7 protein-coding genes and 3 tRNA genes are annotated in these 15,285 nt (G+C 39.9%); 5 read left to right on the forward strand and 5 right to left on the reverse strand.

The annotated features are described in order from the left end of the window. Positions 1–230: 230 nt before the first annotated feature. The gene (gene rep, locus HEMROJRC1_RS06870) at positions 231–2,243 is read left to right on the forward strand and encodes a DNA helicase Rep (protein WP_226692231.1); all 2,013 of its coding nucleotides are present in this window, start codon (positions 231–233) and stop codon (positions 2,241–2,243) included. A gap of 213 nt (positions 2,244–2,456) precedes the next feature. On the opposite strand, the gene HEMROJRC1_RS06875 is transcribed toward rep, so the two are convergent. Then, the gene (locus HEMROJRC1_RS06875; RefSeq protein WP_226692232.1) at positions 2,457–4,250 is read right to left on the reverse strand and encodes an aminopeptidase P family protein; all 1,794 of its coding nucleotides are present in this window, start codon (positions 4,248–4,250) and stop codon (positions 2,457–2,459) included. A 16-nt stretch (positions 4,251–4,266) separates the two neighbouring features. Then, positions 4,267–5,724, reverse strand: coding sequence for an oligopeptide:H+ symporter (locus HEMROJRC1_RS06880; RefSeq protein ID WP_226692233.1), 1,458 nt, complete (start codon positions 5,722–5,724; stop codon positions 4,267–4,269). Between the two features lie 653 nt (positions 5,725–6,377). On the opposite strand from HEMROJRC1_RS06880, the gene HEMROJRC1_RS06885 reads away from it, so the two are divergent. Next, entirely contained in the window at positions 6,378–11,090 is a 4,713-nt protein-coding gene (locus tag HEMROJRC1_RS06885) for an exo-alpha-sialidase (RefSeq protein ID WP_226692234.1), read from the forward strand. 349 nt (positions 11,091–11,439) lie between these two features. On the opposite strand, the gene HEMROJRC1_RS06890 is transcribed toward HEMROJRC1_RS06885, so the two are convergent. After that, a complete protein-coding gene (locus HEMROJRC1_RS06890; RefSeq protein WP_226692235.1) occupies positions 11,440–12,537 on the reverse strand; it encodes a porin in 1,098 nt (365 codons plus the stop codon). Positions 12,538–12,588: 51 nt separating this feature from the next. After that, positions 12,589–13,722, reverse strand: a complete 1,134-nt coding sequence (locus HEMROJRC1_RS06895; protein ID WP_374707291.1) for an N-acetylneuraminate epimerase — start codon at positions 13,720–13,722, stop codon at positions 12,589–12,591. A gap of 501 nt (positions 13,723–14,223) precedes the next feature. Between HEMROJRC1_RS06895 and HEMROJRC1_RS06900 the strand changes: the two genes are divergently transcribed. The 3 genes from HEMROJRC1_RS06900 (at position 14,224) to HEMROJRC1_RS06910 (ending at position 14,546) form a co-directional block, all read left to right on the forward strand. Beyond that, positions 14,224–14,317: transfer RNA gene (locus HEMROJRC1_RS06900), tRNA-Ser, on the forward strand. A gap of 20 nt (positions 14,318–14,337) precedes the next feature. Then, a tRNA-Arg gene (locus tag HEMROJRC1_RS06905) sits at positions 14,338–14,414 on the forward strand. 55 nt (positions 14,415–14,469) lie between these two features. After that, positions 14,470–14,546 (forward strand) — tRNA-Arg (locus HEMROJRC1_RS06910). Between the two features lie 54 nt (positions 14,547–14,600). Here the strand turns inward: HEMROJRC1_RS06910 and HEMROJRC1_RS06915 are convergent. Continuing rightward, on the reverse strand, positions 14,601–15,284 hold the full coding sequence (locus HEMROJRC1_RS06915) for a metallophosphoesterase (protein WP_226692237.1): 684 nt from the start codon (positions 15,282–15,284) through the stop codon (positions 14,601–14,603). Between the last annotated feature and the right edge of the window lies 1 nt (position 15,285).

Here is a 15,285-nt window from a genome sequence, read left to right on the forward strand (position 1 = left end):
GGAATAATTTATCACTCGCCGTTCTTGCGCTCTATTGTGTAAAGCGGCGTGTCATATCCTATGCTTTAACAGTTATTACAATAAAAAAACGGTATTATGTATCAGTTGCACAAAGAGAATTTTATCTCCGATATTTCTTGGAGTAGGGTGTCGTTAAGCGAAGCCTTAACGCACCGTTTTATATTTGCCTAACGGCAACAAATACCGTAAAAAAAACTTCACTTATCACTATGAAACTCAATCCCCAACAACAACAAGCCGTGGAATGTGTTACCGGCCCTTGCCTTGTGCTGGCAGGGGCCGGCTCCGGCAAAACACGTGTAATTATTAATAAAATCGCACATTTGATTGCAAAGTGCGGTTATTCTCCACGACAAATTGCAGCAGTCACTTTCACGAACAAAGCCGCCCGAGAAATGAAAGAACGTGTGGCGCATTCTATCGGTAAAGCCCGGTCTAAAGGACTGACGGTATCCACTTTCCACACACTTGGTTTTGATATTATCAAGCGGGAATATAAAGCCCTTGGCTTTAAAGCGAATATGACCTTGTTTGATGAACATGATCAGTTTGCTTTATTGAAAGAACTCACTGCTGATGTGCTGAAAGAGGACAAAGATTTACTGCGTGAATTAATTGCTGCGATCTCTAACTGGAAAAATGATTTAATCTCGCCACAACAAGCTTTTGTTTTAGCCCATGATGCGAAGTATCAAATTTTCGCTCGGTGTTATGAACGTTATGCCGCACAAATACGTGCTTATAATGCGTTGGATTTTGACGATTTAATTATGCTGCCGACCTTATTGTTTAAACAAAACGAAGAAGTGCGGTCAAAATGGCAAGGGAAAATTCGTTATTTATTGGTGGACGAATATCAAGATACCAACACCAGCCAATATGAATTGATTAAATTGTTAGTAGGGGAACGTGCCTGTTTTACCGTAGTCGGTGATGACGATCAATCTATCTATTCGTGGCGTGGCGCACGTCCGGAAAATATGGTGCGATTACGTGATGATTTTCCTCGTTTGCAAGTCATAAAATTGGAACAAAATTACCGCTCCACGCAACGAATTTTGCATTGTGCGAATATTCTTATCGACAATAATGAACACGTGTTCGACAAAAAACTTTTCTCCAATATCGGTGAGGGTGAAAAACTACTCGTAATTGAAGCGAAGAATGAAGAACACGAAGCGGAACGCATTGTTGCAGAACTTATCTCACACCGTTTTAGCCGAAAAACCAAATATAAAGACTACGCCGTTTTATATCGTGGAAATCACCAATCCCGCTTGTTGGAAAAAGTGTTAATGCAAAATCGTATTCCCTATAAAATTTCAGGCGGTACCTCTTTTTTCTCCCGTGCTGAAATCAAGGATATGATGGCATATTTGCGTTTAGTGGTAAATCAAGATGATGATGCGGCATTTTTGCGCATTGTGAATACGCCAAAACGTGAAATTGGAACGGCAACTTTGCAAAAACTTGGCGAACTGGCTCAAGAAAAACAGATGAGTTTGTTTGATGCAATTTTTGAATTTGAACTCATTCAGCATATCACCCCGAAAGCCTATGATGCATTGCAAAAATTCGGACGCTGGATTGTGGAATTGAATGATGAGGTGCAACGCTCTGCACCGGAACGCGCCGTGCGTGCTATGTTGGCAGCAATTCACTATGAAGAATATTTATATGAATATGCCACCAGTCCGAAAGCGGCTGAAATGCAAAGTAAAAATGTTGCCACTCTATTTGACTGGGTGGCGGATATGTTAAGAGGGAATGAGGCGGACGAGCCGATGACCTTAAGCCAAGTGGTGGCAAGATTGACACTACGGGATATGCTTGAGCGAGGCGAAGATGAAGAAAATGCGGATCAGGTTCAATTGATGACCTTACACGCTTCTAAAGGGTTAGAATTTCCCTATGTGTATCTTATCGGTATGGAAGAAGGAATTTTGCCGCATCAAACCAATATTGATGAAGATAATGTAGAAGAGGAGCGGCGTTTGGCTTATGTAGGTATCACTCGCGCACAAAAAGAACTGACTTTTTCATTGTGTCGTGAACGCCGTCAATATGGCGAATTGACTCGCCCGGAACCGAGCCGTTTTTTGGAGGAATTACCAAATGATGACGTGCTATGGGAACGTGATCAACCGAAACTTACTGCGGAGCAAAAACAGCAACAAACCCAAAATCAGTTGGATCGTTTACGTGATATTTTGAAGGGCTAAAAGTGCGGTCAAAAATGACCGCACTTTTTCATTATTACAGTATTATGTAGCTGTTGCACAAAGAGAATTTTATATCCAATATTTAATTTGGGTAGGGTGCGTTAAGCTTTGCGTAACGCACCATCTTATCGTTACACTTGGTTAATTGGCGCGTTACGGCTTCGCTTAACGGCACCCTATGTTTCAAATTGTGTGACTGCTACATAGTACCGCTTATTTATAGATTGCCTCCGTACGGAGTAATAACCATGCTTGTGCCGTCCCTTTTGTGAGTGGAAGAAGGGCGGTTCTTACTTTATGATGATAAGTATTTAGCCACTGAATTTCATTTTCAGTCATCAGCGATAAATCAATTAACCTTGTATCAATCGGGCAAAGGGTGAGATTTTCAAAATAAAGGAAATTGCCGAATGCCGTTTCCTGTGGATTTTGCACGGCACGATTGACGACAAGATTTTCGATTCTAATGCCCCATTTCCCCGGGCGATAAAGCCCCGGTTCATTAGAAGTAATCATTCCCTCTTTCATCTCTTGATGTGGGGTTTGCGGTGCAAGGTAAGAAATGACTTGTGGCCCTTCGTGTACGTTAAGGAAATAGCCCACACCGTGACCGGTGCCGTGCCCATAATTACATTGTGCCAGCCATAATGGCTTACGGCAGATGGCATCAATTAAAGTGGAATTAATATTTTCAGGAAACACAGTTTCCGCTAAAGCAATGTGGGATTTTAATACGAGCGTATAATCTCGTTTTTGCTCTGAGGAAATTTCGCCCACAGGGACAACTCGGGTAAGGTCTGTCGTACCGCCTAAATATTGGGCACCGGAATCAATTAATAATAAACCGTTACCTTTAATTTCACTATAAGCCTCCGGTGTCGCGGAATAATGTGGCAGTGCTGCATTGGCATTAAATCCGGCAATGGTGTTAAAACTTAACGAAATAAAACCGGGACGTTGACTGCGATATTTATATAACATTGAATCAATATCCAGTTCATTCATCGGAATATTGTTGGTTAAGTTTGCCTCAAATTCGGCAAAAAACTCACATAATGCTACGCCATCTTGGCGCATAGCCTCTCGGATATGTTCAAGATCCGCCGATGATTTAATAGACTTAAACAACGTTGTCGGATTGATATTTTCAACTAAATGTGTGTTGCAAGGCAAATGTTGTAGAACACTCATTGCCGTTTTATCCGGGTTAATTAAGATTGTACCTGTAATTTGTGCAATGGCGTTTCCTATATTTTCATAAGGTGCAAGTAAAATATCGGCTTGTGAGAGAATAACACGGGCTTGCTCGGTGAGTTTCTTTTCATCAACAAATAAGACCGCACTTTCCGAACCGATGAGGAGATAAGATAAAAATACAGGATTATAAGGCACATCATTACCACGCAAATTTGTAAGCCACGCAATGTCATCAAGTGATGAAATTAAATGCCAGTTTGCGTATCGTTCATTCATGGTTTTACGTATGCGGGTCAGTTTTGCGCTGGTGGTTTCTGAAACAAATGCAGGATTATGCGGATAAATCGGTTCAAGAGGTAGTGATGGGCGATTACTCCATACCCTATCTGTAATATCCGTTGCGATGTTTAGTTGAATATTTTTAGGGGCAAAAACTTGTTGTAGCTGTCGTTTTGCGGTAAGCGAAAGCATATCTGCCGCACATCCTACAATGGCGTTTTGGGGTAAGGTTTGTGCTAGCCACTCGGGGTAATTTATCACTTCCCCGAGTTTTTGTAATGCAATGCCACTTCCTTTCAGTTGATGCTCTGCCTGTTCCCAATAGCGACTATCCACCCAAAGCCCTGCTTGATCCGCTGTGATGATAAGCGTTCCTACCGAACCGGTAAAACCTGAAAAATAACGTCTAACCTGCCAATGCTCCGGTAAATATTCGGATAAATGCGGATCGGCTGAAGGAATAATCCACGCATTAAAACCTTGTTGTTGCATGGCTTGGCGTAAATACGCAAGCCGTTTTGTAATATCCATTGTATTCTCCTTTATATTAATCAATGCCTTTTAGCATACGATTGAGCTTTGGTGTTAACAATAATAGTACCACGCCTCCGACTACACCGATTATGCACAATAATAAATAAAAATCAGCCGCCATTTCTGCATTAAAATAATCTTTGAATAAGACGCCACCGAGTGTAAATCCTAGGGAAAGCGCAAGAAAATTGAGCGCAACCATTTGGGTTTTAAACATTTTTGGTGCAATTTTAGTGATAAAGGAAAGGGAAATCGGTGAGATAAATAATTCCCCTAAACTAATACCTAACAAAACTAATATGAAGACGAGCATAGGCATTGGGGTATTGGTCGTAATAAAAGGAACGAAACTAAGATAGGAAAGCCCCACTAATAACATCGAAAGGGCAAATTTTAACGGTGTTTTCGGTTGTTTTTCATTCATCTTTGTCCAAAGTGCCGCCATTACACCGGAAAATAAGATAATCCACATACTTTGAATAGAATCTTTCCAAGAAACCGGCACGGTAAAGTTGCCAATCGTGCGCTCCACCGTTTCATCAAAATAGATAGTTGCGGCGGTATAAATTTGAAACCATATCGCCCAAAACAGACAGATGATAATAAATAAAGGGATATACGCGGTAATATATTGTTTTTGCGCCATACTGATTTGTTTATTGGTTAATAAACGAGAAAAGTAGAGAATGACAACCGCAATAATGGTAATGAGTAAGGCATTAGAAAAATTACTTAATGTGAGCAAACCCGTTGCAATGAAGAGGAGCAAAGCAGTAATAATCATCGCTGCAATCAGTATAACCTTTTTGATTTCACCTTGTGTAAGAGGATGGGGCACTGCCGTTTTTGGCAAATTTTTGCGACCTAGTGCATAACGCCAAAGACCTAATGCCATACCTATCGCTGCCGCACCAAATCCATAATGAAAGCCGAGGTGTATTTGGAGTAATCCCGTTAATAATGGGCCAAGAAAACCGCCAATGTTAATGGAAATATAGAAGATGGAAAAGCCGGCATCGCGTAATGGTTTCAATTTATCCGTTTCGTATAATGACCCAACCATCGCACTTGCGGAAGATTTTACCCCACCGCTTCCTAATGCGATAAAAATAATGCCGAGTGATAAACCGAATAACCCGGGAATTAACGCCAAGATCGTATGTCCTAGCATCACTACAATACCGGAAATAAAGAGCGTTTTTTCTGCACCTAGAATACGATCCGCAAGCCAAGCACCCAAAATGGTAGAGAGATAGACACTTCCGCCGTAAGTCCCGACAATACCGCCGGCAATGGACTTGTCGATACCTAATCCGCCATATTCAATAGAATAATAAAGATAGATAAGTAAAATTCCTTGCATACCATAGAAAGAAAAACGTTCCCATAATTCAATATGGAACAAGGTTGATAGTTGAAAAGGGTGTCCAAAGAATGTTTTTTGAGTTGTTGGTGGGGTGTGGTTAGGCATAATGGCCTCCTAGTATAATGTGATCTGCGACGTATTAGGGATATTTGTCAAATAATGATCGCAAAACGGTATAAAATATCGCCATTAGTTATCTAACAATTATTTAACAAAAAGTCAACAAGCAAAAGGGTTAAGAGTTAAAAGTGCGGTTAAATTTAGCAGAATTTTGGAGAACTTATACAAATTTAAATAACAAGATTATTATCTTCACTGATTTTATTATTCCTTAAATTTCAATGATCATCTCTTAATTTACGATGCTTGAAGAAAATAGCCTTTTTACTTGGTTTATTCACATGCTCTTCTAAAAATGTATTTATTTTCTACATACTAAAATAAGATAAATTTCTATAAACGTTATTTCTACGGGTTTATTGATATTTTAATTCTCTTTCAGCCTCTGATTTGGGTTTTCTTGTTAATTTTTAAATAATGTTAGCTACTCGGTAAGCTAGGCAAAGGTGAGCAGGTATCACCAGAAGATTTTGTCTACTGTGCCAATTTTGTTTGGCTTGTAAATATTCAAAATAATTTTGAGAGATCTATCACAAAATTAAAACTTCATTATTGTTTTTATTTTGGAGTATTGCTACATTCAATCGGTAATAATTTTGGTTTACTTTTAACCATTTTACACGCCTAGGAGCAACTCTATGAAAAAGACAACATTCTTCAAAAAAACCGCATTATCTCTTCTAATTTCTTCTGCAATTTTTACCACAAATCCTGTGGAGGCAGTTTATTCCAACGCTATTTTAGATTTTTCCAGTTTGGAAAATTTTGATAGGCCTATTGATGTAACTCAGCAATTTAGAGACAAAGGGGTGTTTAGCTTAGGATCCGGTACGGTGACATTTCGTGTAAAACCTAATGGCGGTTTTAATAATTTATTAGGGGTCAGTGATCCGGCGTCTAATGTGCGTTATGCCTCTTTTTACGTAAATACCAGAGGTAATAAAGTGCAATATGGGGTGGAATTACGAACAGATACTAATACTCGTTTAATTCCAAATAGTGAATTAGTTACGCCGGAATTGCCGATTACCAATGAATTTAGAACGGTTACCTATGCTTTTGATAAAGCCAATCAAACCATTAAAATTTATGTTGATGGGCAGTTACAAAAAAGCACTAATCAATCCAAATTTTTTGAAGATATTTCAGGTTTAACGACTGCAACATTAGGTTCATTGACACGTGCAAGCTACCCCGCCAATAATTTCTCAGGCTCAATTTATCACGCGGGTGCCATCGATGATGTGTTGTCTGATGAAGCAATAGCACGCTTACATTCGGATATTGTTGAGCGACAAAGAGTTGATATCCAAAAAAATGCAGAAAAACTTGCTTTTTTACATGAAAAACGAACCAATATGGGAGCGTTTATGAGTGAAAAAGAGGAATTATTTAAACCGGGACAAGGCGGAGCAAGAAGTTATCGCATTCCCGGTTTATTTACCACTAAAGATGGTGTTGTAATTGCAGCCATTGATAAGCGGAATCAACACGCCTCTGACTGGGGGAATATTGATTTAGCTGTCCGTCGTAGTTTGGACGGCGGGTTAACTTGGCAAGAAGATCAAGTCGTTGTCGATTTAGCCACGCAGCCCTATCAAAATTTGGGACCGGCAGAATCCGCATTGGTGATTGACGGAGTAATGACGCAGGACAAAAAGAGCGGTCGAATTTTTATGATGTTTGATATGTTCCCTGAATCTCAAGCATTATTTGGTATGTTTAATGATTCCAAAACAAGCTATGAAGCGGAGGGAAATGGACATATTAAGGTTAATGATAAATGGTATCGATTGATAACAGATGGTAATGGTCAAAGATACACCGTTCGTGAAGGCGGAATTGTTTACAACTCTGCCGGTGAAGCACAGGATTATCGCATTGTCGTAGAAGGTGATCCAAACCGTTCATTTAAAGATCTCGGGGATATTATAAGAATTAGCGACAATGAGCGTATAGGTAATATTTTCTTGCGTTCAAAACGAGCCGGTCATGATAGTGGGTCGTTCAATGCTCATTACACGAGTTATTTATGGATGACTTATAGTGATGATAACGGTAAAACTTGGGCAAGCCCTGTAGATATAACAACGCAAGTTAAAGCGGATTGGATGCGTTTTCTTGGAACAGGACCGGGGACAGGGATTCAGTTAAAAAATGGCAACCTTATGATCCCTGTTTATTATACCAATCGTGATAATAAACAATCTGCCGCTGTTATTGTGAGTTCGGACGGCGGTAAAACGTGGAAACGGGGGGAATCGCCTAATGATGCTTACCACGATGAGATAGGCGGTTCTCGTTATATCAATAATCAACAATATGAACTTACTGAATCCCAAGTCGTTGAAATGAACAATGGCGATATCAAAATGTTCTCTCGCAACCGCACCGGAGCGGTAGTGATTTCTACCAGCCACGATGGTGGAATGACGTGGGATAAAAGTGCTTATTTAAGAGAAGCCGCATTACTTGATCCTTATTCTCAAATGTCCGTTATTCACTACTCTAAACTGATTGATGGTAAAGAATATTTGGTGTTTGCCAATCCGCACGCCAATACACGCCGCAATGGTAAAGCTTGGTTGGGGGAAGTTCAGCCGGACGGTTCGATTGAATGGAAATATCATACCACTATTGATGAAGGCACTTATGCTTATAATAGCCTGACTGAATTACCAAACGGTGATATTGGCTTGTTATATGAGCAGGTTCAAGGCGAAAATGCAAAATTTGTGCGATTTAATCTCCAAGAACTGTTTTGGAAAAGCAACATGATTTACCGAGACAGCCGCAATACCTCAAACCCAAATGTTTCACTCAACAGCATTGAGGAAGAAACCTATTATAAAATTGGCGATGGCGAAATGGTAAAAGTGGGAGAGGGCATTAATCCTGCTCATTTGGAAGTACGAGAAGGGATTTCCACGCTCAATCAACAAGCCAATAGTGCGGGTGAAAAACAGGCTTATGCTTCTGTTTTAGTGAAAGAAAAAGGCACTTTACGACTAGCAGATAACGAACAACTTAATCTTAGCAAAGTCAATCTTGAAAAAGGAACTCTTGATTTATTCGGTCGTGATTTCACTCTTGCCCCACAAGCAAACACTGAAAACCAAGGATTACGCTCGCCGACGATTACGGGAAATATCGTCAATCACGCCACTACAGCGGCAACATTCAATTATCAACTCGATGGCGAACATCGGATTGTCGGTAAAGTAGGCGATAATCAAGGCGATCTCAATTTGAATTACCAGCCAACAGAAACCCAAAGTGCATTAATATTGGACGGAACTAGCCGACTTAATCAAATTGAAGTGAAAAAAGGTAACTTGGTTTATGCGGATCACCAACATCAAGCGAAACAGATCAACTTAGCCACCGGTAGCCAAGTTACCTTACAAAATAATGCGGTATTAAATGCACAGAAAATTTCCTTAGCGAATAATGCGACTGTGGCTATTGAATCTGAGCAAATTGTCCAACTCAATACAAATACCGAAGGCGATGGGCAATTGATTAAAACGGGCAATGGCTATGCCAAAGTCAGCGGTGAATTAAACCACACAGGAAACACGCAAATTACCGGCGGTATTTTTGAATTAAATGGCAACATTAAGCAAAGTGCGGTCAATTTTTCGGGTAATTCTGTGTTAGCTGGGCAAGGTTCAATCGGAGGAACATTGACTTTGTCCGAAGGAAGTCGTATTCAACCGACAATGTTTGTCGCAAACCCACAAGAATTTAATGGTAACCGATTAACCCTTAACCATCTAAATAACGAAGGGGGCAGCTTTATGCTGACGGTTAATAATGATAGCGAACAGATTAAAAACTGGCGGCACGACCAAGTATTGCTCAAGGGCAAACTAGAAAGTGAACAACCAATGCCTGTGGATATTCAATTATTAAATAACCATTTAGGTAATTCCGATAAGAATAATAACGGGCGTTATGATGCCGACGAGGGGATTTCGCTTATTCAAGTGAAAGATCCTAACGCATTACAGAAAGTAGCGTTACGTCAGATTCTCAGCTTAGATCGGAGTGCAGGTTTACATCCTCTCACTCTCGTCAGTGTTGAAGCAGGCGTGTCAGCGGCAGCGGATAACCAAGTAAGTGATACGGCAAATTCTGATTTTACCGATTTCCGCTTACAAAATGTAATGATTGATGAAACCGGTCAACCGTTAGAACCTGTAATTAGAAAACCTAAACCTGTTGAACCAACCCCACCTGTGGTAGAAAACCCGGTTCAGCCTGTTAAACCAATCCCACCTGTGGTAGAAAACCCGGTTCAGCCTGTTAAACCAACGCCATCTGTAGAAGAAAAACCGGTTCAGCCTGTTAAACCAACCCCACCGGTGGTAGAAAAACCGGTTCAACCTGCTGAACCTGCACCACCAGTAGCGGATGCTGAGCTAAAACCAAGCCGTTCGGCAGTGTTGGCTCAAGTCCCTTCTTATATTGTGTCAAACACCGCCCTTTATCATCAAGGTAATCAAATTCAAGGGATTTTCCAAGATAATATTGAGCTAAAACATAAACACGGGATTTATGTGATCCAATCTCATACCAAACATCGCTATCATAATGATTTAGGTTTTACGAATTATGGCTATCATTATAAATCCTCACAAAATACAACATTATTAGGTGGTTATGTATCTCTGAATGATCATAGTGAACTACACTCGGCACTTGCCTTTAGCCAACAAAAAGTTGAACCGCAAGCAGCAGATGGATATAGTCAAGCAAAATATAAAACGGTTTCTGCATTAGCTGCATTAAATAACCGTTGGGATAACTGGTTATTTAAGATTGGGCTAGGCTATCATCACCACAAAGGTGATATTTCCACAGCTAAACAACAAGACATTAGTTCTGTGAAAGCTCATCAACTCCAGTTCTTTGGACAACTGGGATATGATATTCCTGTTGGGAAATTTAGCCTCACGCCAACGACAGTTTTAAGTTATCAATATCTACATAACAATATCAAAGATAGTGGAAATGGTTGGAAAATTGATAACAAAAACTATCGTGTATTTACCCAACAACTCGGAACCTATTTAAATTGGAAAGGAGAAAAATTAACCTTAAAAGCCGGCGTATTCTATGAGTATAATCGTAGCAATAATCCAAAAGTTGTGATCAGCCCAACAGCTAATCAGAGCGAAGATTTTGCGATAGGTAAATTGGGCAATGCTATGGTTTATAAAGTAGCTGCAACGGTTAATATTACACAAAATCTAACTTTTGGCTTACAAGTAAGTCATCGACAAGCCTTATCTCAAGCTAAATTGAAGCAAACCAATGTGTTAGGGAAGTTAGAATATCAATTTTAACTTTCTATGCACCAACTAAAACAAAACCACCCCAACGAGGGTGGTTTAATTTTATGTGTAGTAGATAAAACAGTTCGGTATTATGTAGCAGTTGCGCAAAGAGAATTTTATCTCCAATATTTCTTGGGGTAGGGGGCGTTAGGCGAAGCCGTAATGCACCGTAATGAAATTTATTGATAAAAAGGTGCGTTACGCCTTACGGCTAACACACCCTACACCTCGGTTAACTTGGCAAAAGTTGAAACTATTTTTTCGTGAAATTTTTACTATACCTCAATATATAAAAAAGCGGCTAATCACGATAGAGAATGATTAGCCGAATTTTAAAGACTAGCAACAATAATTTCTATTAGAATCGAATACGTGTACCTAGCACTAAACGATGATTTTTAAATTTACCATCAGCTAGGGCAGAATGTTTCACTTGTCCTGAACCGCCTTCAAGATAAACAGAAACAAATTTATTAAATTTGTGGTCTGCACCAATCATCCAACCACGCATTTTATATTTCTCAGCAATATTTGCTTTTTGTGCTTGCGCAAAATAGTATTCGGAATAAACTGCATTTTTTGGAGTAACTTGGACTTTTAAGCCTACTTGGAAACGGTTGTTTTTGTTGAAAGGGCCACCCGCATTAGCAATTTTTTGGAAGCCAATATTTTTTGAATCGTGACCTTTATCCGCTTTACCGTAAGCCCAGTCTAAACCGACGCTAACCAATTTATAAGTTACGTCAAAACCCACACCGGCACGAACTAAATCATATTCGTCAGCTTTGAAACCGGTATCAGATTGTTTTACGTTGGTATAGCCTGAACCGAAACGTACGGCGAGATCATCCCATTTACCATCATAGAATAAACCGACACCATAACCTTGGCCTTCATCCCAAACGGAATTGCCGCTTGAACCCCGAACCGTTTTTCCACTTGCATCTTTAACTTCTTTATCCCGAACACCGAAATAATAATCCGCAGCAAAACGAACACCGGCAAATTTAGCAGACATAAAGTGTACCGCTTTTTTATGTTGATCTAAAAATACGTTACCGCCCCACTCGTAAGTATAGTTTGCTTTTGGAATATGGTCTCCTAAAGTTAATTGACGACCAAAGGTGAGTGTACCGATTTCAGGGTGAGTAAATCCTCCAAATACGCGTTTAGCATGTAAATCATTAGCAAATTTGCCACCACTTGAAAAACGCATTTCAACGGCGGCTAATGCTGAAAAACCTTGACCAATCTCTTGGAATGCGCGAACACGAAAACGAGAACCTTCATCGTACAGATCCGTACGTTTACTTTTTTCACCGCGAAGCTCTAAGCTGGCACGTCCATCAATGTCAATTTTAGTGCCAAAATCTTTATTTTCATAAACGACAACGGCATTTGCGGCAGAACTTGCAGCCATTGCAGCAACAGCTAAAGCAATAATTGTTTTTTTCATAATGATTTCCTCATGGTTGATTAAAATTAACTGTGCAATAAAGACAAGCCATTATTCGATTGTTAATGTTTTGCCGTCATAACTTAAAGTTTGCACTGATGTTAAGGCTTTGCCACCGTCAGTTTCACCGCCAATTAGCAATACCTTGTTGTTATACGCAATACTCACTCCATAACCAATACCTGCCGGTAATTCACCAACAATTTTCCATTTGTTATTGTTGAGTGCATAAACTTCCTTATGCCATGCTTTTTTCAGTCCTTGATGAGCAAATAATTTGCCTTCTTTGAATTGTTTGGTTGAACCCGGGAAATTTGCCCCACCGGTTACGATATAATAACCGTTGGTATATCCACCCATAGCACCGGCTAAGCCATCTTGTATCTGACCTTTTGGTGCAGGCAGATCACCTAATGCTTTCCATTTCACACCTTTTGCCGTGATGGTACCTTGCTCTGTTGATGAAGTACGTAATCCCGGTTTGATTTCTCCATTTACAACGAGAAGATCATTGCCTTTAATGGCAAATGCCGCGCCGGCACGTGGTGGGAATGGGAATACTCCCTCGTTGTACCATTTATTTGTTGCCGGTTGATAGCTGAATAACTCAGGAGTAAAGAAATAGTCTTGCGGACGTTGATCAAAATACGGATCCATCACCGCTTTTTGTTTTGCTTTATCATCACCTGCGGCAGTGTAATCTTGGAAGTAACCATTAAAAATAGCTTCATTCACACCGCCGATTAAATAAATTTTATCTTGAGAACCGACCGCACTTGCACCAACAATTCCCCGAGGTGAACGTGTCGGGAGCTTATCCCAGGTATTTTCCGCCGGGTTGTAGCGATAAGCGTCATTCACTAATTGTAATTCGCCTTTTTCATTTTTTTGTAAGCCGCCGAATACATATAATTTTCCGTCAATTGCTGCTGCTACAGGTTGGTTACGATCCCCTCCCGGAAATGCCGCAATTTCTTGCCATTGCGCATCTTTTTCTTTCAAATTCAAGGAGAAGAATTTGTTACCTCCTGTACCTAACCCCACATAAACCGTGTCATTGATTAATGCGCCTGCACCACTTTTAATCCCAATCGGTAAATCAGGATATTGTGTAGCATGGACAGTTGAAAATGCAGTAAGTGAAATTGTGGCTAATATTGCCGCAGATAAAGTTGATTTTTTCATATAGCACCTCATTGAGAGATTGATAATTTGCCTATCTTTAAAACAACATTGAAGGGCTCTTTTAAATAGAAGGAGAAAACAATACGGTGAATTGCACGAAATCTCCTTTCTTTTATTCCAACATTAATAAGTTTTGTGTGAATGTGATAATTTCCGAGAATATCGCAATGAGTACCAATATTGAGAAGCTCAGTACCAAAGCGTTAAGAAGATAGTGCCATCTTACGGAGTAAAAAAACAATATTCAATATAAATTTGAAGTGAATTTTCAGAAATGAGAGATAGATCACAAATTTACAAAATGCTATTTACAAGTGCTCAACAAAGAATCAATTATGAAGGAAGTTGAAGATAAAAGTGCGGCGATAAAAAACAATGTTTTAAATAACCGCACTTTATTTACACGATATGAAGATAAAATATTCAACTGAGCTATCTTTTTCAAAAAAGGGTTTGACATCTTTTTAAAAAAACGTATTATACCGCCCACAAACCGATTGTGGTGAGATGGCCGAGTAGGCTGAAGGCGCTCCCCTGCTAAGGGAGTATGGGGTCAAAAACTCCATCGAGGGTTCGAATCCCTCTCTCACCGCCATTTGTATTTTTATTTATTCTGCACCCGTAGCTCAGCTGGATAGAGTACTCGGCTACGAACCGAGCGGTCAGAGGTTCGAATCCTCTCGGGTGCGCCATTTTAAAACGGCTCTATCTTATTAGAATGGTTATGAATAATTAAAAGACGACTACGCACCCGTAGCTCAGCTGGATAGAGTACTCGGCTACGAACCGAGCGGTCAAAGGTTCGAATCCTTTCGGGTGCGCCATTCTTATTTTTTTCCAATTTCTAAGTTTTTAAAGCGATTTAGTTACCCTACTTGTTATTTATTTTCTCGATCGTCAATCGTTTTTAGCAGATATTGCCCGTTAATATCCGCTAAGCTGCGAAATCCGACATTTGTAATTTTGTAAGAATATTGCGTATTGTAAATTACATTATCGTGATGATGCCCATGGAAAATGTGTTTTATTCCCATTTTTTCGGCTAAATCATTGATCACCTGAAACCCCATAGGATGGGGCTTTGGTGCTTCGTGACAAATTAAAATATCGGCTTGTTTATTCTCAAGCGCTTCAATATCGGAAGGGAAAATCGAGGAGCGATGGCGTAATGGTACGCCGCCACGCCAAATTTTTTCTTGTGAACTGTATTGGCAATAATGAATGGGATCAAAAAACATCGGGCGATTTGGTGGCATCCAAATTTGTCCACGGAATACTCCGCCCAAACCCGCAATGCGCACACCTTGAATATTCTCCACACGGTTATGTAAATTTCGTGTTTTCCATTTGCTCCCCCAAATTGCATCAAAAGCGGCAACGGTATTACTGTCATGATTGCCGTGAATGAACCAAATATCACAATATTGCGCCAGCTTTTCTAATTCATCAGACGAAGAAAGTTGCAAATCGCCCAAAATAATCAGGGCAACATTATCATTTTCTTTAATAAAAGGGTAAAGATGTGTGTAACTTCCGTGAGGATCGCCTGCGAATAGAATCATA

The sequence above is a fragment of the Rodentibacter sp. JRC1 genome, assembly GCF_020521555.1.
In the GTDB taxonomy this organism is placed as follows: domain Bacteria; phylum Pseudomonadota; class Gammaproteobacteria; order Enterobacterales; family Pasteurellaceae; genus Rodentibacter; species Rodentibacter abscessus.

What these genes read in the sequence shown, in the direction of transcription:
- HEMROJRC1_RS06875 (WP_226692232.1), bottom strand. Translation starts at nt 4,250, where the DNA reads ATGGATATTACAAAACGGCTTGCGTATTTACGCCAAGCCATGCAACAA.
- HEMROJRC1_RS06915 (WP_226692237.1), bottom strand. Translation starts at nt 15,284, where the DNA reads ATGATTCTATTCGCAGGCGATCCTCACGGAAGTTACACACATCTTTAC.
- HEMROJRC1_RS06895 (WP_374707291.1), bottom strand. Translation starts at nt 13,722, where the DNA reads ATGAAAAAATCAACTTTATCTGCGGCAATATTAGCCACAATTTCACTT.
- HEMROJRC1_RS06890 (WP_226692235.1), bottom strand. Translation starts at nt 12,537, where the DNA reads ATGAAAAAAACAATTATTGCTTTAGCTGTTGCTGCAATGGCTGCAAGT.
- HEMROJRC1_RS06880 (WP_226692233.1), bottom strand. Translation starts at nt 5,724, where the DNA reads ATGCCTAACCACACCCCACCAACAACTCAAAAAACATTCTTTGGACAC.
- HEMROJRC1_RS06885 (WP_226692234.1), top strand. Translation starts at nt 6,378, where the DNA reads ATGAAAAAGACAACATTCTTCAAAAAAACCGCATTATCTCTTCTAATT.
- rep (WP_226692231.1), top strand. Translation starts at nt 231, where the DNA reads ATGAAACTCAATCCCCAACAACAACAAGCCGTGGAATGTGTTACCGGC.